This window comes from Methylobacterium sp. 275MFSha3.1, from assembly GCF_900108435.1.
Classification (GTDB): Bacteria; Pseudomonadota; Alphaproteobacteria; order Rhizobiales; family Beijerinckiaceae; genus Methylobacterium.
In genome coordinates, this window is the sequence record NZ_FNWP01000002.1 from 292619 (window position 1) to 310446 (window position 17828).

Below are 17828 nucleotides of genomic sequence, written 5' to 3' on the forward strand. Positions count from 1 at the left end.
CTCTTCGAACCCGATGTGGATATACTTCCCGTTCAGGACTCAAATCTGTTCGTTAACCGAAAATTTCTGGTCCGATTATATACAACCCAGGAAGTCAGGCGGCGGCTTCGCGTCGTGTCCCGTCACCGCGCGGTCGCCGCGCGCCGGGACAGTCTGTTCGACTGCCTGATCGCGAAGGACGCGGCCGGTCTCCGGTATCGGCGCGTCCGTCCGCGCTCGGGATCGGGCGGTTGGTTCTGTATCTGCGTTCTGTGTCCGGGGGTCCGTTCGTCCCATGACTGCTCTCGATCCCGCGGAGATCTTCCGCGCCGAGGCCGCCGAGCTGCTCGCCCGCCTGGAGACGACGCTGCTCGACCTCGGCGACCGGCCCGAGGACCGGGCCCTGATCGATACGGCCTTCCGGGCCCTGCACACCATCAAGGGCTCGGGCGCCATGTTCGGCTTCGAGCAGGTCGCCGCCTTCACCCACGATTTCGAGACCGCCTTCGACCGCGTCCGGCGCGGCGAGGTCCCGGTCGGCCGCGACCTCGTCAACGTCTCCCTCTCGGCCAAGGACTACATCCGCGGCCTCATCGAGGAGCCCGAGGCGAGCGCCCCGATCATCGGCGAGGCCATCCTGGCCGAACTCGAGCAGCTGCTCGGCGCCGCGTCCCGCCCGGCCGCCCCGTCCGCGCTCCTCCCGGAGCCGGCCGCCGAGCCCGCTGCGGCGGGGGAGGGTGGTTGGCAGATCGGCATCGCGTTCGCGCCCGAGATCCTCCGCAACGGGACCAATCCCCTGGCGCTCCTCGACGAGCTGCGCGACCTCGGCGCCTGCACGATCGTGCCGCGCCTCGACGCGCTGCCCGAGCTGCCGGCCCTCGACCCCGAGAGCCTCGCCATCGGCTGGGACGTCACGCTGCGCGCGGCCGTGCCCCGCGAGGCGATCGAAGACGTCTTCCTGTTCGTCCGGGACGAGATGACCCTGACGCTCGTCCCGGTCTCGGCCGCGCCATCGGACGCCGCGCCCGAGCCGGCCGGGGCCGCACCGTCGCCGTCGGGGCCGCCGTCGGGGCCGCCGTCGGGGTTGCCGTCCGGCGCGGCTCCGGCTGCCGGCCTCGCCGTTCGCGCGTCCGGCGAGACCGGACCGGCCGGGCCGGGGGCGGTCGAGCCCGCGGCCCGGGCCGCCGAGCGCGTCCCGGCCCGGCGGGCCGAGGAGCGGCCGGCCAGCAGCGTCCGGGTCGAGGCGGAGCGGCTCGACGAGCTGATGGACCGGGTCGGCGAGCTGGTCATCGCCCAGGCGCGGCTCAGCCAGCTCGCCGGCCTGCATGCGGATCCCGGCCTCAAGGCCATCGCCGAGGAGATCGAGCGCCTGTCCGCGCGGCTGCGCGACACCACGATGAGCATCCGCATGGTCGCCATCGGCGCCCTGTTCGGCCGCTTCCGCCGCCTCGTCCACGACCTCTCGCGCGATCTCGGCAAGCCGGTCGAGTTCGTCACCGCCGGCGAGGAGACCGAGCTCGACAAGACCGTGATCGAGCGCCTGGCCGACCCGCTCGTCCACCTGATCCGCAACGCGATCGACCACGGCATCGAGGCGCCCGAGCGCCGCGCGGCCGGCGGCAAGGCCGCCACCGGGCGGATCACGCTCACCGCCGAGCATGTCGGCGCGCAGGTGCTGGTGAGCGTGCGCGACGACGGCGCCGGGCTCGACGCGGCCCGCATCCGCGCCAAGGCCGAGGAGAAGGGCCTGTGCGCGCCGGGCGCGGTGCTCACCGACCAGCAGATCTACCAGTTCCTGTTCGCGCCGGGCTTCTCGACCGCGCAGGAGATCTCGGCCCTGTCGGGGCGCGGGGTCGGCATGGACGTCGTCAAGAAGACGATCGAGAGCCTGCGCGGCACGATCGACATCGCGACCGAGCCGGGCGGCGGCACCTGCGTGGCGCTGCGCCTGCCGCTGACGCTGGCGATCATCGAGGGGCTGCTGATCCGGGTGGGGGAGGGACGCTACGTCATCCCGCTGGCCGCGGTGGAGGAATGCGTCGAGCTGCCCGCCAGCGAGCGCGGCGGCCGCGGGCGGGACTTCCTCAACATCCGCGGCGCGCTGGTGCCGTTCCTGCGGCTGCGCAGCCTGTTCGGGGCCGCGGGCGAGCCGGACCTGCACCAGAAGGTGATCGTGGTGGCCGCCGGTGAGGCGCGGGTCGGCCTGGTGGCGGACCAGATCATCGGCAACCACCAGACCGTCATCAAGTCGCTGTCGAAGCTGCACGCGGACGTGGCGACCTTCTCCGGGGCGACGATCCTGGGTGACGGCACGGCCGCGCTGATCATCGATGTCGGCCGCCTCGTGAGCGGCGGGCGCGCCGAGGGCGTGCGCGAGTACCAGGAGGTGGCGTGATGAGCGGCGGCGTGGCGCGCGGAGTCGTCGAGCCCGGCCCGCAGGCGGCCGCCGACGGCGGCCAGCGGGACGGTCGGCAGGGCGGCCAGCAGGTGGTGATGTTCCGGATCGGCTCGGAGAGCTTCGCGCTGGAGGCCGGGATGGTGCGCGAGATCATCGATCCGATCCCGGCGACGCGGGTGGCGGGGGCGCGCCCGCATATCGATCGGATCGTGAACGTGCGCGGCAACGTCGTGCCTCTGGCCGACATCCGCGAGCGGTTCGGGATGCCGGCGGCGTCGGCGAGCCCGGACACGCGCTTCCTCGTCCTGGAGGTGGCGGTGGCGGGCGACCCCGTGGTCGTCGCGCTGGTGGCCGACAAGGTGTTCGCGGTCACGGAGGTCGATCCGGCGCAGTGCGAGGCGGTGCCGCCCGTCGGCACGACCTGGCGCCCGGAGTACATCCGCTCGATCGTCAAGGCGGGGGACGAATTCATCATCGTCCCCGAGCTCGAGCAGATCCTCGACTGAAGTCTTTCCGAAGTCTTTCCGAAGTCCTGTCAGAATCTCGTGTTTGCGTAGGGGTAAAGGGCGATGCGTTTCTCGATCAAGGCCAAGCTCGGGGTCGGCTTCGGCGCGATCCTCGTTCTCCTGGGGACGGCCAGCGGGGTCGGCTACCAGAGGCTCACGGCCGCCGACGCGACGATGAAGTACGTCCTGAGCCGCGCCGAGATCCAGAAGCAGGTCCTCGAGGGCAAGGCGCACGCCATCCGCAGCGCGTTCAACGTCCGCGGAGCCCTGATCAGCCCGGACGAGACGCAGATGACGGAGTTCGCCAAGCGCTCGGCGACCAACCACGGTGACGCCGTGGCGTCCCTGGCCAAGGTGAAGACCCTGCTCATGACCGACGAGGGCAGGAGGCTCTACGAGGACCTGTCGGCCAAGTACGAGAAGCAGAACGCGCTGGGGAACCGGGCTCTGGAGCTGACCCGCGACAATTCCAACGGGAAGACCTGGGCCGAGATCAATGCGGCGGGTCGCCCGGCGCTGGCCGCCCTGCGCACGGACCTCGACGCCCTGATCAACACGGCGACCGACGCCCAGAGCCCCGCCGGAGAGCGGCTCGCCCGAGTCGCCGCGGTGTTCAAGAGCCGGGTCGAGCGGGCCTGGGGGCAGCTGACCTCGGCCACTGGGACCACGAGCGTCGAGGCGCTCCAGCAGCGCGTGGCCCTCGCCAAGCAGTCGCGCGAGGAGATCAACCGATCGGTGGACGAGCTCGCGGCGGCGTCCCAGGCGGCGGGAATCGCCGTGACGGCCGTCCGCGAGCGGTTCGGGACCTGGGCGTCCTCCTTCCAGCGGGCGCTCGCCCTCGTCGAGATCGGCAGCTCGGTGAAGGCGGCAGAAGTCGCCTCGGGCGAGTACGCGACGGTGAGCACGACCGCGATCAACGCGTTCGAGGCGCTGGCGGAGCGGCAGAAGCGGTTCATGGACGACGCCGCGGCCCAGGCCACCGCGGAATCCGCCCAGGGTCAGACGATCCTGCTGAGCGTGGCGGCGGCCGCGCTCCTCATGGGCCTCGGCATCGCGACCTGGCTCGCGCTGTCGATCTCCCGCGGCCTCGGCCGTGCCGTCTCGCTCGCCGACGCGGTGTCGATGGGCGACCTGAGCCAGACCGCGACGGTCACGACCAACGACGAGCTCGGCGACCTCGTCGGCGCCATGGGCCGCATGACCGAGAACCTGAACGCGACCGCGGCGCTCGCCAACGCGATCGCCCAGGGCGACCTCACCGTGGAGGCCCGGCCGCTCTCCGACAAGGACACGATGGGCCTCGCCCTGCAGACCATGCTGTCGAAGCTGCGCACCGTCGTGGCCGAGGCGACCGCGGCGGCCGGCAACGTCTCGGCGGGGTCCCAGGAGCTCTCGGCCTCGGCCGAGCAGCTGTCGCAGGGTTCAACCGAGCAGGCCTCGTCGACCGAGGAAGCCTCGGCCTCCATGGAGGAGATGGCCGCCAACGTGAAGCAGAACGCCGAGAACGCCAGCCAGACCGAGACGATCGCCCGGCAATCGGCCCAGGACGCCGAGGCGAGCGGCATCGCCGTCGGCCGCGCCGTCGAGGCCATGCAGACCATCGCCCAGAAGATCACCATCGTGCAGGAGATCGCCCGCCAGACCGACCTGCTGGCGCTCAACGCCGCCGTGGAGGCGGCCCGGGCCGGTGAGCACGGTCGCGGATTCGCGGTGGTCGCCAGCGAGGTGCGCAAGCTCGCCGAGCGCAGCCAGGCGGCCGCGGCCGAGATCGGCACGCTCTCGTCCGACACCGTCAAGGCCGCCCAGCAGGCCGGCGACATGCTCGGCAAGCTCGTGCCCGACATCAAGAAGACCGCCAGCCTGGTCGAGGAGATCACCGCCGCCTGCCGCGAGCAGGATGTCGGCTCGGGCCAGATCAACCAGGCGATCCAGCAGCTCGACAAGGTGACCCAGCAGAACGCCAGCGCCTCCGAGCAGGTCTCGGCCACCTCCGAGGAGCTGGCCACCCAGGCCGAGAAGCTGCAGGCGACGATCGCCTACTTCCGGATCACCGAGGCGGCCGCGCCGGTGGCCGGTGTCGACCAGGCGGTGACGCGGCTGCGCGCGACCGCGGCGCGGATGGGCACGCCCTCGGCGGCGATCCGCTCCCCGAGCCCGAAGCGGGCGGGCGGGCGCGGCCCGGCCGGGGGCGGCGGCTTCGCCCTCGACATGGGCGAGGGCGACGCGCAGGACGCCGCCTTCACCCGGGTCGCCTGACACCTCGCCCGAGGCCCGGATCCGCGCGGTGCCCGTGCCCGCGCGGATCCCGCCGTCGTCGTCAGCCGTCGTCGCGAGCCGCCGTCGCGCGCCGCGCTCCAGCCGGAGACCCTGCATGTCCAGTGTGTGGCAGTACCTGACCCTCGGCCTCGGGGCCGAGACCTTCGGGATCGACGTCGAGCACGTCCACGAGATCCTCGACTACCGGGTCCCGGCCGCGCTGCCGCAGGCGCCGGCCTTCCTGCTCGGCATGATCGACGTGCGCGGGCAGAGCTACCCGGTGGTGGACCTGCGGACCAAGCTCGGCCTGCCGCCGGTGGCGCGCACGCCGGCCACCCGGATCATCCTGCTCAACGTGCCGATGCCCGGCCGGGCGCTGCGGGTCGGGTTCGTGGCCGACCGGGTGATCGAGGTGACCGAGCTCGACCGGGCCGAGATGGAGGCGGCGCCCGAGGTCGGCGGGCGCTGGAACGCCCGCTACATCGCGGGGATCGGCCGCCGGGGCGAGGCCTTCGTGGTGGTGTTCGACCTCGTCGCGCTCATGGACGGCGACGGCCCGGCCCTGGTCGCGACCCCGCAGGCCGCCTGAAGGATCCGCCACCATGGAGGCCGATCCGGGTCACCTGAGCGACCGGCACTTCCGCTCGGTCGCCGACCTCGTCCAGCAGCATGCCGGCATCCAGCTCCCGCCGGCCAAGCGCACCATGGTCGAGGGGCGGCTGCGCAAGCGCATGCGCGCCCTCGATCTCCCGACCCTGGAGGCCTACGGCCGCCACCTGTTCGAGGCCGGCCACCTCGCGGACGAGTTCCCGCACCTCGTCGACTGCGTGACGACGAACAAGACCGATTTCTTCCGCGAGCCCGCGCATTTCGACCTGCTGCGCGAGACGATCGTGCCGCGGCTGGCGGCGCGGCGCGACCGGCCGCTGCTCAAGGTCTGGAGCGCGGCGGCCTCGACCGGTGCCGAGGCCTACACGCTGGCGATGGTCCTGCACGACATGGCCGCCGACCGGTTCCGCTACGCCATCCTCGGGACCGACATCTCCTCGGAGGTCCTCGACCGTGCCCGGACGGCGATCTACCCGGCCGAGATGCTGGACGCCGTGCCGGCGGACCTGCGCCGCCGCTACGTGATGGTCGCGCGCGATCCGGCCCGGCGCGAGGGGCGGATCGTGCCGGAGCTGCGCGCCCGGGTGCGGTTCCAGCGGCTCAACCTGATGGACGAGACCTACCCGATCGACCGGGACGTCGACCTCATCTTCTGCCGCAACGTGCTGATCTACTTCGACAAGCCGACCCAGAGGGCGGTGGTCGCGCGCCTGGCCGGGCACCTGCGCCCCGGCGGCTACCTGATCGTCGGCCATTCCGAATCCATGGCGGGCGTCGGCGTGGCCGGCCTCGACCAGATCTCCTCGACCGTCTTCGGCAAGCTGCGGGAATCCGGCCGGTGAGCGCGTCCAGACCGATCCGCGTCCTGATCGTCGACGACTCGGCCTCCGTCCGCCAGACGCTGTGCAGCATCCTGGGGACGGCGCCCGACATCGAGATCCTGGGCACCGCCGCCGATCCGTTCATCGCGGCGCGCCGCATCCAGGAGGAGATCCCGGACGTCATCATCCTCGATCTCGAGATGCCGCGCATGGACGGCCTGACCTTCCTGCGCAAGATCATGGCGCAGAAGCCGCTCCCGGTGATCGTCTGCTCGACCCTGACCGAGGCCGGGTCCCGGATCCTGTTCGAGGTGCTGGAGGCGGGCGCCGTCGACGTGCTGCCGAAACCGCGCGTCGACACCCGCCAGTTCCTGCTCGAATCCACGGTCCGGGTCTGCGACGCGGTCCGGGCCGCCGCCCGGGCCAAGCTGCGCGGGAGCCGGCCGTCCCGGCCGCTGGTGGAGGCGAAGCTCTCGGCCGACGTCGTCCTGCCGCCGCCCGTGCCCGGGCGCGTCGTGGCCGGGACCGACCGGATCGTCTGCATCGGCGCGTCGACGGGCGGCACGGAGGCGCTGCGCGACGTGCTCGAGGTGCTGCCCGCCGAGTCCCCCGGTCTCGTCATCGTGCAGCACATGCCGGAGCATTTCACGGCGGCGTTCGCCAAGCGGCTGAACGGCCTCTGCGCGATCGCCGTCAAGGAGGCGGAGGACGGCGATCCCGTGGTGCGCGGCCGCGCCCTGATCGCCCCGGGCGGGCGGCACCTCATGGTCGAGCGCCGGGGCGGCAGCTACGCGGTGTCGGTGAAGGACGGTCCCCTCGTCGCGCGCCACCGCCCGTCGGTCGACGTCCTGTTCCGGTCGGCCGCCCGGGCCGCGGCCGCGAACGCGCTCGGCATCCTGCTGACCGGCATGGGCGACGACGGCGCCAACGGCCTGCTGGAGATGCGTCGCGCCGGGGCGCAGACGGTCGCCCAGGACGAGGCGAGCTGCGTCGTGTTCGGGATGCCCAAGGAGGCGATCGACCGCGGTGCGGCCGCCAAGATCCTGCCGCTGGAGCAGATGCACCTGGAGATCCGGCGCTTCGGCCTGTCCGCGGGGCGCTGAAGCCGCGCCGAGGGCCGGTGCCGGCTCAGGACTGGTCGCGTTGCCCGGCCAGCGCGTCGGCCACCGCCCGGCGCCCTCGCGTGCGGCTGGACGGCTGGTCCGCTGCGCGCCGCGTCCGGCCCGTACCCGTCTTCACCGACCGGCCTCGAGGAAGCTTCTTGCTTCCGCCGCGCCGCGCGCTGCGCTGCGTGATCTGTTCAGGGTGGGGACCCTGTTCCTGCGTCCCGGAATCCAGCAGGTGCTGAACACCGGGCGGATGCTCGGGCACGCGGAACAGGCGGGCCAGCCCGTCGGCGACGCCCCGAAGAACGGCATCGGCCTGCTCGTGATCGTCCTGGCCCTGTACGACGATGAAACTCATCTGCGCACCCGGATGGTTCGTTCAGATCCTAAACTCGACTCGGTGCGAAGGGTTGCCTGGGCCTGTCGGAAGTCATCCGACGATTATGCGAATCCGCACGTCATGAACGTCATGTAATCAACCGGTGGTCGTATCTCGGTGAATAATGAATGATTGTGCCCGGTGGTGACGGCGACTCGCGACGAGTCCCGGAGTCTTGCTCAACGCACGGTCGGATCGCGTTCGGTGCGATACCGGGCAGAGTTGTGCTGGTGCGCCACGGCACGCGCTGCGCAGCGCGACGGCGGTTCAGTGACCGGGCGACGGGGAGTCGGACCGGTCAGGGCCGATCCGGCCGGCCGGCTCACGCGGCGTAGCGGTCGAGGGCCAGATCGTCGCTCGCGATCTCCGGCGCCCGTCCGGACACGAGGTCGGCGAGCAGGCGGCCCGATCCGCAGGCCATCGTCCAGCCCAGCGTGCCGTGACCGGTGTTGGTGAACAGGTTCCCGACCCGCGTGCCCCCGACGATCGGCGTGCCGTCCGGCGTCATCGGCCGCAGGCCGGTCCAGAACGCGGCTCGGTCGAGGTCGCCGCCGGCCGGAAACAGGTCCTGCACCGAGCGCGCGAGGGTCTCGCGGCGCGGCAGGCGCAGGGCGCTGCTGAACCCGGCGAGCTCGGCGGTGCCGCCGACGCGGATGCGGTCGCCGAGCCGGGTGATCGCGACCTTGTAGGTCTCGTCCATCACCGTCGAGACCGGCGCGGCCGCCGGATCGGTGATGGGGAGCGTGAGCGAGTAGCCCTTCACCGGGTAGACCGGCAGGGCGATCCCGAGGGGGCGCAGCAGGGCCGGCGTGTAGCTGCCCAGCGCCGCCACGTAGGCATCCGCCCGCAGGAGGTCGCCGTCGGCGGTCTCGACCGCCGTCACCCGGTCCCCGGCGTGATGAAGGCGCGCGATCGCCGTGCGGTAGCGGAAGGTGACGCCGAGGCCCTCGCAGATCGCGGCGAGGCGCTGCGTGAACAGGTGCGCGTCGCCGGTCTCGTCGCCCGGCAGCCGCAGGCCGCCGACGAAGACGTCGCGCACGGCGGCGAGCGCCGGCTCGGCACTGACGCAGCCGGCCGGGTCCAGCACCGTGTAGGGCACGCCGTAGGCGTCGAGGACGCGGGTGTCGTCGCCGACATGGTCGAGCTGCTTCCGCGTCCGGAAGAGCTGGAGCGTGCCCTTCTCCCGGTGGTCGTAGGCGATGCCGGTCTCGGTGCGCAGGTCGCGCAGCGCGTCACGGCTGTACTCGGCGAGTCGGACCATGCGGCCCTTGTTCCGCTGGTAGGCCTCCTCGGTGCAGTTCGCGAGCATGCGCGTGAGCCACGCGTAGAGGCGGGGCTCGAGCCGCGGCCACAGCACCAGGGGGCGGTGCCGCATCATCAGCCACTTGAGCGCCTTCACGGGGATCCCGGGCGCCGCCCAGGGGGCCGAGTAGCCGGGCGAGACCTGCCCGGCATTGGCGAAGCTGGTCTCCAGGCCGGAGCCCGGCTGGCGCTCCAGCACGGTGACCTGATGGCCGGCCCGGGCGAGGTAGTAGGCCGAGGTGACGCCGACGACGCCGCCGCCGAGGATGAGGACGTGCATGGCGGGCCTCAGGCTCCGAGATAGATGCGGTGGAAGCGGTGGCCGAGGCTGGTCAGGACCTCGTAGCCGATCGTGCCGGCGGCGGCTGCGACGGCGTCGACGTCGCGCTCCGGCCCGACGATGTCGACGAGCGCCCCCGGCCCGAGGGTGCCGGGCGCCACGTCGGTGACGTCGAGGACGAGGCTGTCCATCGAGACGCGCCCGACCACGGGCAGCCGGACGCCGCCGAACCACGCCGCGCCGCCCGCCGTGCTGCGGAAGAACCCGTCCGCGTAGCCGATCGCGACCGTGGCGAGGCGGCTGTCCCGGGCGACCGTGGCCGCGTGGCCGTAGCCGACCGGCGTCCCCGCCGGGACGCCGCGCGTCTGCATCACGCGGGCCCGCAGGCCGATCACCGGCCGCATCGGGTTCGCCGCGCCCTCCTGCGGGGCGATCCCGTAGAGGGCGGCGCCGGGGCGCACCATGTCGAAGTGGAAGTCCGGACCGAGGAAGATCCCGGACGAGGCCGCGAGGCTCGCCGGCACCGTCGGCAGGCGCCGCCGGACCGCCTGGAAGGCGGAGAGCTGCGCCGCGTTGACCGGCCTGTCGGGCTCGCCCGCGCAGGCGAGGTGGCTCATCACCAGCCGCAGGTCGAGGCCCGCGAGGGCGTCCGGCCGGTCGAGGAGCGCGCCGACCTCGTCCGGGGCGAGGCCGAAGCGGGCCATGCCGGTATCGACCTGGAGGATCGCCGGCAGGCGCCGCGCGCGCCGCCGGGCCAGGCCCTGCCAGCCGCCGAGCTGGGACAGGTCGTTGAGGACGGGCACGAGGTCGTGGTCCGCGCAGGTCGCCTCGCTGCCCGGGGCGGCGCCGTTGAGCACGGCGATCGCCGCCCCGGGCCCGAGGATGGACCGGAGGGCGACGCCCTCGCCGACCTGGGCAACGAAGAAGTGCCGGCAGCCCGCGGCGGCCAGGACCGGCGCGACCCGGTCGGCGCCGAGGCCGTAGGCGTCCGCCTTGACGACGGCCGCGCAGGCGGCCGTCCCGGCTCGCGCGGCGAGCAGGCGGTAATTCTCCGCGATGGCCGCGAGATCGATCGTGAGGAGTGCGGAGGACGTCCCGGCCGGGCCCGCATCGGGCCGGAGCTCGCAGTCGATCATGCTCATGGCGGCCCTCGGAGCGGCGCTCGGATGCAGTGCCAAAAGGCTACACGAAGGATCGTCGAACGAGCGTGCATCCTGTCGAAGAGATTTGAGTTTCGAGCTTGGCCGTGGAAATATCTGCGGCCAGTTCGAAGATCCTGCGAGGCGCGCGTGGACGCGATCGACCGCCGCATCATTCAGGCCCTGCGCGGCGACGGCCGGATCAGCAACGCGGATCTCGCCGCGGCGGTCGGCCTGTCGGCGTCCGCCTGCCATCGCCGCGTGCGGCTGCTGGAGGAATCCGGAATCATCCGGGGCTACACCGCGCTGATCGGCGGCGCGGTCGACGGGCCGGGCCTCGTGGTCCTCACGCAGTTCACCCTGGACCGCCAGACCGAGGACTATCTCAACCGGTTCGAGGCGGCCGTCCGGCGCTGTCCCGAGGTGCAGGATTGCTATCTGATGACCGGGACGGCCGATTACCTCGTGAAGCTCAAGGTGATCGACGCGGCCGACTACGAGCGGCTGCACAAGGATGTGCTGTCGCGGCTGCCGGGGGTCGCCCGGCTGCAATCGAGCTTCGCGATCCGGACCGTCGTGGCCGCCGGCCGGCCGCTCTGAAGGAAGCCCCGCCATGACGCCGAGCACCGAACCGCGCTGGGACACCTCCTGCGACCTGCGCCTCCACGACGCCGCGCTCGCCGAGGGAAGCCGGGCGACGATCGACATCCGGGGCGACCGCGTGGCGGCGCTGCGGGATCCCGGCGCGCCGCTCCCGCCCGCCGGCCGCACGATCGATCTCGGCGGCGCCCTGGTGCTGCCGGGCCTGTCGGACGGGCACGTCCACCTCGACAAGTGCCTGCTCGGCCTGCCGTGGCGCCCGCACGCGGCGGCGGGGTCCGTCCGCGCGATCATCGACGACGAGAAGGCGTTCCGCCGCGCCACGCGGATCCCGCTCGCCGAGCAGGGCGCCGAGGCGCTGCTCGAACGCCTGCTCCGCGGCGGCACGACGAGCCTGCGGACCCATGTCGACGTCGACGACGTCACGCGGCTCGACCACCTCGCCCAGATCCTCGACCTGCGGGCGCGCTGGGCCGACCGCCTGCAGATCCAGATCGTCGCCTTCCCGCAGAGCGGGATCCTGGGCTGCCCGCCGGTCGCCGACGACCTGGACGCGGCCCTGCGGATGGGCGCGGACCTCGTCGGCGGCCTCGATCCCGTCGGCATCGACGGAGACCGCGACGGTCACCTCGACATCGTCTTCGCCCTGGCCGAGCGGCACGGGCGGGGCATCGACATCCATCTCCACGAGGGCGGCGCGGCCGGACTCGCCACGATCGCGGCGATCGCGGCCCGGACAGCGGCGGCCGGGCTCGGCGGGCAGGTCACGATCAGCCACGCCTTCGCCCTCGCGGAGGCCGACGACCTGGAACTCGGCCGGATCGCCGAGGCCCTGAACCGGGCCGGCGTCGCGATCCTCAGCAGCGTGCCGGGCGGGGCCCGATGCCCGCCGATCCCGCGGCTGCGCGCGCTCGGCGTCCCGGTCTGCCTCGGCACCGACAACGTCCGCGACTGCTGGAACCCCGCCACGGTCACCGGCATGGTCGCCCGCGCCCAGCTCGCCGCCTACCGGTTCGACCTGCGCACCGACGCGGACCTCGCGGCGTTGCTGGCGCCGATCACCGCCGTCCCGGCGCGGGTGCTGGGCCTCGGTCCGGGCGCGGTGGCGCCCGGCGCGCGGGCCGACCTGATCGCCTTCGCGGCCGGCGGCGTGCCGCAGGTGATTGTGGAGCGCCAGGAGCCCGTGCTGGTCGTGGCGCGGGGCGCCGTCGCGGTCGACCGGCGCGGCGCGGCCGCCGGGGATCCGCCGCCGTGAACGACCGCGCGCTCCGCTACCTGTTGGCCGTCGTGCGCGCGGGCTCGGTCCGGGCGGCCGCCGATGTCCTGAACGTCGCCGCCTCGGCGGTGAGCCGGCAGATCATCGAGCTGGAGGCGCAGGTCGGCGAGACCCTGCTCGAGCGCCTGCCCCGGGGCGTGGTCCCCACCGAGGCCGGCCGCCTCGTCGCCGAGCACGCGCAGCGGCAGGCCGACGAGGCGGCCCTGCTGGAGGACCAGCTGAAGCGCCTGCGCGGGGTACAGCGGGGCACCGTCAGCCTGCGCTGCGGCGCCGGCTTCCTGATCGACCTCCTCGACAACGCCCTGGCCGGCTTCGCCCAGGACCATCCGGGCATCGCCTATCAGGTCGAGATCGGCACGACCGACGGGATCCTCGCGGCGATCGCCCGGGGGGACGCGGATATCGGCCTCGTCTACAACCCGCCCGCGCACCTGGATGTCCGCGGGATCGTCTCCGCCCGGCAGCCGCTCCTCGCCGTCCTGCCGATGGGGCATCCCCTCGCCGACGGGGCGGCGCCGGTCCCGCTGCGCAGCTTCGCCACCGAACCCGCCGCCCTCCTGCCCCCCGACCACGGGGTCCGGCAGCTGATCGGCCGCGTCGAGGCCGACGGCGGATTCCGGCTGGTGCCGCGGCTGGAGACGGCGTCCTTCGAGCTGCACCGCCGCTTCGTGATGGCCGCCATGGGCGTCGCGTTCCTGCCCCGCTTCGTGGTCGCAGCCGAGCTGCGCGACGGCCTCCTCGCGGCTTTGCCGCTGCGCGACGCCATCCTGTCGGAGGCGAGCGCCCACCTCGTCATCCGCGCGGGGCGGCGCCTGCCGGAGGGCGCGGCGCGGCTGCTCGGCTGGCTGGCCGACCACATGGTGGCGTTCCGGCCGCCGCCGGCGTGACGCGAGCGTGCGGATTTTCCGCACGCTTTGTGCAGAAATCGGTTGTTGTCGCAACGCTCGTTTGCCGGAACTATCGTGCCGCTTCGTGAGGACGGATCGGCATGACCATCGCAACGGTAGGCGTCGTCGGGCTCGGCAACATGGGTCTGGGCATGGCCGCGACCCTGGCCCGCAAGGGCTTCGCGGTCCTGGGCTACGACCTCAGTCCGGCCCGGCGCCCCGCCGCCGAGGCGGCCGGCGTGACCGTCCTCGACGCCCTCAACGACGTGCTCGGCCGGGCCGACGCCCTGGTGTTCTCGCTGCCGCTGGCGCGGGACGTGGAGGCGGTGGTCACCGCGGAGGGCGGCCTCCTGTCCCGGACCGACCGGAAGGTGGTGGTGATCGACACCTCGACCTCGGATCCCGGCACGACCCGCCGCCTCGCCGAGCGCCTCGCCGCGGCCGGTCACGCCCTCCTCGACGCCCCCGTGAGCGGCGGCCCGTCCGGCGCCGCCGAGGGCACCCTGACCATGATGATCGGCGGCGCCGAGGCGGATTACGAGCTGGCCCGTCCGGTCCTGGAGGCCATGTCGGCCCGCGCGCCGCATGTCGGGCCGTCGGGCGCCGGCAACATCGTCAAGCTCGTCAACAACCTGCTGGTGGCGGCCCATCTCGTGACCACCGGCGAGGCCCTGCGCCTCTCCGAGGCGGCGGGCCTCTCGGCCGAGGAGGCCGTCAAGGTCGTCAACACCGCCACCGGCCGCAGCGCGATCAGCGAGGTCATGGTCCCGCGCTGGGTCCAGTCCGGCACCTTCGACAGCGGCTTCTCGGCCGGCCTGATGCGCAAGGACGTGCGCCTCGCCCTCGAACTCGCCGCCGAATGCGGGATCGACCTGCCGCTCTCCGCCGAGGTGAAGCGGATCTGGCAGGCGACGCAGGCCGCCATCCCCGACACGGCCGACTTCACCCGCATGGCCGATTACCGCGATCCCAAGGGAGCCCACTGATGTCCGGCACGCCGCACTCGCCCGCCGCCGACCGGGTCGCCGCCCTCCTGTCCGACCTGCTGCCGGGCGGCCGCATCGGCAGCGTCGTGGCCGGCGAGATCCTCGCCGGGACCGGCGCCGCCCTCGATCTCACCAACCCCGCCGACGGCGGCGTGCTCGCGACCTTCGCCGATGCCGGCCCGTCGGTCGTCGAGGCCGCCATGGCGGCGGCTCGCGACGCCCAGCGCGCGTGGTGGGGCATGAGCGCCGCCGCCCGCGGCCGCGCGCTGTGGGCGGTCGCCGCCCTGGTCCGGCAGCATGCCGGCGCGCTCGCCGAGCTGGAGACCCTCTCGGCCGGCAAGCCGATCCGCGACACCCGCGGCGAGGTCGCCAAGGTCGCCGAGATGTTCGAGTACTACGCCGGCTGGTGCGACAAGCTGCACGGCGACGTCATCCCGGTCCCGACCTCGCACCTGAACTACACCCGCCACGAGCCCTTCGGCACCGTGGTGCAGATCACGCCCTGGAACGCGCCGATCTTCACCGCGGGCTGGCAGATCGCGCCGGCGATCTGCGCCGGCAACGCCGTGGTGCTGAAACCCTCCGAGCTGACGCCCCTGACCTCGCTCGTTCTCGGCCTGCTCTGCGACCGCGCCGAGGGGATGCCGCGCGGCCTCGTCTCGGTGCTGGCGGGCGCCGGCCCGACCACCGGCGCCGCCGCGGTCGCCCATCCCGAGACGCGGCTCGTCGTGTTCGTCGGCTCGGCCGAGGCGGGCGCGCAGATCGCCGCCGCGGCGGCCCGCGCCATCGTGCCGAGCGTGCTGGAGCTCGGCGGCAAGTCGGCCAACATCGTGTTCGCCGACGCCGACCTCGACCGGGCGCTGATCGGCGCGCAGGCCGCGATCTTCGGCGGCGCCGGCCAGAGCTGCGTGGCGGGCTCCCGGCTCCTCGTGCACCGCTCGATCCACGCGTCCTTCGTCGAGCGCCTGTCCCGCGCCGCCGCGCGCATCCCCGTGGGCGCGCCGACCGACCCGGAGACGCAGATCGGCCCGATCAACAACCGGCGCCAGCGGGACAAGATCGCCGACATGGTCGAGGCCGCCGCCGCGGCGGGCGCCACGATCGCGGCGGGCGGGGCCTGCCCCGCCGCCTTACGCGACACGGGCGGCTTCTACTACGGCCCGACCATCGTGGACGGCGTCGCGCCGGACGCGGCGATCGCCCGGGAGGAGGTGTTCGGCCCGGTCCTGGCGGTCCTGCCGTTCGACGGCGAGGACGAGGCGATCGCGCTGGCCAACGGCACGCCCTACGGCCTCGCCGGCGCGGTCTGGACCCGCGACGGCGGGCGCGGCCACCGGGTCGCGGCGGCGCTGCGGGCCGGCACCGTCTGGGTGAACGGCTACAAGACCATCAACGTGGCCTCGCCGTTCGGCGGCTTCGGCCGCTCGGGTTTCGGCCGCTCCTCCGGCCGCGAGGCGCTGATGGCCTACACCCAGACCAAGAGCGTCTGGGTCGAGACCGCCGCCGCGCCGGCCGTGACCTTCGGCTACGTGGGCTAGCGCTGCGCCCGACCGCGGGCCGACAGACTGACGGGCGCGGCGCGGGTTCCGACAGCGCGACGGTCCCCCTCTCCCGTGCGGGAGAGGGTCGGGGAGAGGGTCGAGAAGGTTCAGAATCGAGCGCACCATCGCGGCGGGTACAGGTCACGCCTCATCCGGAAAGACCTGGATCCCTCACCCTGTCCCTCTCCCGCACGGGAGAGGGGACTCGCGCTCCATCCGGCTCGGGCACGCCCCTCGGCGTCGTCAGCGCAGCGATCTACCGACAAGCCGGCGATCAAGACCGGCAGGCGGAGCAACGGGCAGCCCCGAGGGGGCCAAGGAGGATGACGATGGCGGGGGAACTGTTTGCGACGAACACGCGGCCGGTCGCGCCGCCCGTCTCGGGCGGGGGTAAGCTGACGCTGTTCCTGCTCGCCCTCGTCATCGTCGTCATCGCGGAGGCGATCGGCAACGTCAGCATCCCGGTGGGCGCCGGCAAGATCGTGCTGCTCCCGCTGCTCTGGGCCCTGCTGCTGGGCGGCGCGCTCGGGCTGATGAGCCCGCGCCTGCCCGCGCCGCTGCGGCTGTCGGGCGCCCTGCAGAACGCGGCCGGCGCCTACCTGCAGCCGGCGCTGCTGATCTTCATCGCCAAGCTCGGCCTGCTCGTCGGCGGGTCGCTGCCGAAGATCCTCGCCTCGGGCTGGGCCCTGGCCTTCCAGGAGTTCGGCCACTTCTTCGGCACGATGGTGTTCGGCCTGCCGGTGGCGCTCCTGCTCGGCATCAAGCGCGAGGCGATCGGCGCGACCTTCTCGGTCGGCCGCGAGCCGAGCCTCGCCATCATCGGCGAGCGCTACGGCATGGATTCGCCGGAGGGGCGCGGCGTGCTGGCCGAGTACCTGACCGGCACGGTGTTCGGCGCGGTGTTCATCGCCCTGCTGGCCGGGTTGATCACCAGCCTCGGCATCTTCAACCCGCTGGCGCTGGCGATGGGGGCCGGGGTCGGCTCCGGCAGCATGATGGCCGCGGCCTCCGGGGCGATCGCGGCCCAGCAGACGCCCGAGGTCGCCAAGGACGTCGCCACCTTCGCGGCGGCCAGCAACCTCGTCACCACCACGATCGGCACGTACTTCACCCTGTTCCTGTCGCTGCCCTTCACGATCTGGGCCTACGGCAAGCTGGAGCCGATCCTCGGCCGCAACCGGCCGGACGCCGCCCACCCGGCGGCCGCCGACCCGCAGGCGCCCGCCCATCAGTCGGCCCACGAGGAGGTGCGGATCGGCCTCGGCGAGACCGTGCTCGCCTGGATCCTGATCGGCGCCTACGGGCTCATCGGCAACTGGCTGACCTACGGGATCGTCCCCGACGCGCAGGTCGTCGCCGGGATGGCGATCATCATCGGCACCGTGCTCGCCGGCTGGGGCCTGTACCTGCTCCTCGGCCGGCGCCTGCCCGCCGTCCTCTGAGTCTCGATCATCGGCATGGCGCTGACCTATCCCGGCACGCCCTACGCCGCCGAGATCGCCGCCCTGACCGGCAAGCTCAACTTCCTGGCGCTCGCCACGCCGATCCTGACCTTCGCGGGGCTCTCGGTCGCCAAGGACGTGCCCGCCTTCCGCCGCCTCGGCTGGCGGATCGTCGTGGTCTCGTTCATGGCCAATGCCGGGACCTTCCTCGGCGCGGCCCTCATCGCGCAGTTCTTCATGCACCCACCGCTGGGGTGAACCGCCGCGCCGATCGGCGTAGGGTCCGGGCGGGGGATCGAGGCGCTTCGGCAGCCTCCCGTA

General features: G+C 73.2%; 16 protein-coding genes. 13 read left to right on the plus strand and 3 right to left on the minus strand.

The window, feature by feature from the left end; all coding sequences use genetic code 11:
* The first annotated feature begins 274 nt into the window (after positions 1-274).
* The 6 genes from BLW78_RS01285 to BLW78_RS01310 all read left to right on the plus strand — a co-directional run bounded on the left by BLW78_RS01285 (position 275) and on the right by BLW78_RS01310 (position 7672).
* On the plus strand, positions 275-2374 hold the full coding sequence (locus BLW78_RS01285; RefSeq protein WP_091675920.1) for a chemotaxis protein CheA: 2100 nt from the start codon (positions 275-277) through the stop codon (positions 2372-2374).
* Positions 2374-2883, plus strand: a complete 510-nt coding sequence (locus BLW78_RS01290) for a chemotaxis protein CheW (protein ID WP_091675922.1) — start codon at positions 2374-2376, stop codon at positions 2881-2883. Before BLW78_RS01285 ends, BLW78_RS01290 begins: the two co-directional genes overlap by 1 nt.
* A gap of 63 nt (positions 2884-2946) precedes the next feature.
* Positions 2947-5139 (plus strand): HAMP domain-containing methyl-accepting chemotaxis protein, encoded by a 2193-nt coding sequence (locus tag BLW78_RS01295; protein WP_091675925.1) that lies wholly within the window; start codon positions 2947-2949, stop codon positions 5137-5139.
* Between the two features lie 115 nt (positions 5140-5254).
* Entirely contained in the window at positions 5255-5728 is a 474-nt protein-coding gene (locus BLW78_RS01300; protein WP_026604606.1) for a chemotaxis protein CheW, read from the plus strand.
* A 13-nt stretch (positions 5729-5741) separates the two neighbouring features.
* Positions 5742-6590 carry a CheR family methyltransferase gene (locus BLW78_RS01305; RefSeq protein ID WP_091675928.1) on the plus strand — a complete coding sequence of 283 codons (849 nt, stop codon included), beginning with the start codon at positions 5742-5744 and terminating at the stop codon, positions 6588-6590.
* Positions 6587-7672 (plus strand): protein-glutamate methylesterase/protein-glutamine glutaminase, encoded by a 1086-nt coding sequence (locus tag BLW78_RS01310; protein ID WP_091675931.1) that lies wholly within the window; start codon positions 6587-6589, stop codon positions 7670-7672. The genes BLW78_RS01305 and BLW78_RS01310 overlap by 4 nt, the downstream gene beginning before the upstream one ends.
* A gap of 25 nt (positions 7673-7697) precedes the next feature.
* Here BLW78_RS01310 and BLW78_RS01315 read toward each other — a convergent pair whose 3' ends face one another.
* The 3 genes from BLW78_RS01315 to alr form a co-directional block, all read right to left on the minus strand.
* Complete coding sequence (locus tag BLW78_RS01315) at positions 7698-8033, minus strand: hypothetical protein (RefSeq protein ID WP_091675933.1); 336 nt, start codon at positions 8031-8033, stop codon at positions 7698-7700.
* A gap of 343 nt (positions 8034-8376) precedes the next feature.
* Positions 8377-9636 (minus strand): D-amino acid dehydrogenase, encoded by a 1260-nt coding sequence (locus BLW78_RS01320; RefSeq protein ID WP_091675936.1) that lies wholly within the window; start codon positions 9634-9636, stop codon positions 8377-8379.
* Positions 9637-9644: 8 nt separating this feature from the next.
* Positions 9645-10778, minus strand: a complete 1134-nt coding sequence (alr, locus tag BLW78_RS01325) for an alanine racemase (RefSeq protein ID WP_091675939.1) — start codon at positions 10776-10778, stop codon at positions 9645-9647.
* 147 nt (positions 10779-10925) lie between these two features.
* On the opposite strand from alr, the gene BLW78_RS01330 reads away from it, so the two are divergent.
* From BLW78_RS01330 to BLW78_RS31670, 7 genes are all read left to right on the plus strand, one after another.
* Positions 10926-11375 carry an Lrp/AsnC family transcriptional regulator gene (locus BLW78_RS01330; protein ID WP_020091060.1) on the plus strand — a complete coding sequence of 150 codons (450 nt, stop codon included), beginning with the start codon at positions 10926-10928 and terminating at the stop codon, positions 11373-11375.
* A gap of 13 nt (positions 11376-11388) precedes the next feature.
* Positions 11389-12630 carry an amidohydrolase gene (locus BLW78_RS01335; RefSeq protein ID WP_091675941.1) on the plus strand — a complete coding sequence of 414 codons (1242 nt, stop codon included), beginning with the start codon at positions 11389-11391 and terminating at the stop codon, positions 12628-12630.
* The gene (locus BLW78_RS01340; protein WP_091675944.1) at positions 12627-13538 is read left to right on the plus strand and encodes a LysR family transcriptional regulator; all 912 of its coding nucleotides are present in this window, start codon (positions 12627-12629) and stop codon (positions 13536-13538) included. Before BLW78_RS01335 ends, BLW78_RS01340 begins: the two co-directional genes overlap by 4 nt.
* A 101-nt stretch (positions 13539-13639) precedes the next feature.
* The gene (locus BLW78_RS01345) at positions 13640-14524 is read left to right on the plus strand and encodes an NAD(P)-dependent oxidoreductase (protein WP_091675946.1); all 885 of its coding nucleotides are present in this window, start codon (positions 13640-13642) and stop codon (positions 14522-14524) included.
* On the plus strand, positions 14524-16062 hold the full coding sequence (locus BLW78_RS01350) for an aldehyde dehydrogenase family protein (RefSeq protein ID WP_091675949.1): 1539 nt from the start codon (positions 14524-14526) through the stop codon (positions 16060-16062). Before BLW78_RS01345 ends, BLW78_RS01350 begins: the two co-directional genes overlap by 1 nt.
* Positions 16063-16394: 332 nt before the next feature.
* The gene (locus tag BLW78_RS01355; protein WP_244526714.1) at positions 16395-17507 is read left to right on the plus strand and encodes a DUF3100 domain-containing protein; all 1113 of its coding nucleotides are present in this window, start codon (positions 16395-16397) and stop codon (positions 17505-17507) included.
* 15 nt (positions 17508-17522) lie between these two features.
* Positions 17523-17765, plus strand: a complete 243-nt coding sequence (locus BLW78_RS31670) for a hypothetical protein (RefSeq protein WP_244526716.1) — start codon at positions 17523-17525, stop codon at positions 17763-17765.
* The last annotated feature ends 63 nt before the right edge of the window (positions 17766-17828 follow it).

What these genes read in the sequence shown, in the direction of transcription:
- BLW78_RS01285 (WP_091675920.1), top strand. Translation starts at nt 275, where the DNA reads ATGACTGCTCTCGATCCCGCGGAGATCTTCCGCGCCGAGGCCGCCGAG.
- BLW78_RS01290 (WP_091675922.1), top strand. Translation starts at nt 2,374, where the DNA reads ATGAGCGGCGGCGTGGCGCGCGGAGTCGTCGAGCCCGGCCCGCAGGCG.
- BLW78_RS01295 (WP_091675925.1), top strand. Translation starts at nt 2,947, where the DNA reads ATGCGTTTCTCGATCAAGGCCAAGCTCGGGGTCGGCTTCGGCGCGATC.
- BLW78_RS01300 (WP_026604606.1), top strand. Translation starts at nt 5,255, where the DNA reads ATGTCCAGTGTGTGGCAGTACCTGACCCTCGGCCTCGGGGCCGAGACC.
- BLW78_RS01305 (WP_091675928.1), top strand. Translation starts at nt 5,742, where the DNA reads ATGGAGGCCGATCCGGGTCACCTGAGCGACCGGCACTTCCGCTCGGTC.
- BLW78_RS01315 (WP_091675933.1), bottom strand. Translation starts at nt 8,033, where the DNA reads ATGAGTTTCATCGTCGTACAGGGCCAGGACGATCACGAGCAGGCCGAT.
- BLW78_RS01320 (WP_091675936.1), bottom strand. Translation starts at nt 9,636, where the DNA reads ATGCACGTCCTCATCCTCGGCGGCGGCGTCGTCGGCGTCACCTCGGCC.
- alr (WP_091675939.1), bottom strand. Translation starts at nt 10,778, where the DNA reads ATGAGCATGATCGACTGCGAGCTCCGGCCCGATGCGGGCCCGGCCGGG.
- BLW78_RS01335 (WP_091675941.1), top strand. Translation starts at nt 11,389, where the DNA reads ATGACGCCGAGCACCGAACCGCGCTGGGACACCTCCTGCGACCTGCGC.
- BLW78_RS01345 (WP_091675946.1), top strand. Translation starts at nt 13,640, where the DNA reads ATGACCATCGCAACGGTAGGCGTCGTCGGGCTCGGCAACATGGGTCTG.
- BLW78_RS01350 (WP_091675949.1), top strand. Translation starts at nt 14,524, where the DNA reads ATGTCCGGCACGCCGCACTCGCCCGCCGCCGACCGGGTCGCCGCCCTC.
- BLW78_RS01355 (WP_244526714.1), top strand. Translation starts at nt 16,395, where the DNA reads ATGGCGGGGGAACTGTTTGCGACGAACACGCGGCCGGTCGCGCCGCCC.
- BLW78_RS31670 (WP_244526716.1), top strand. Translation starts at nt 17,523, where the DNA reads ATGGCGCTGACCTATCCCGGCACGCCCTACGCCGCCGAGATCGCCGCC.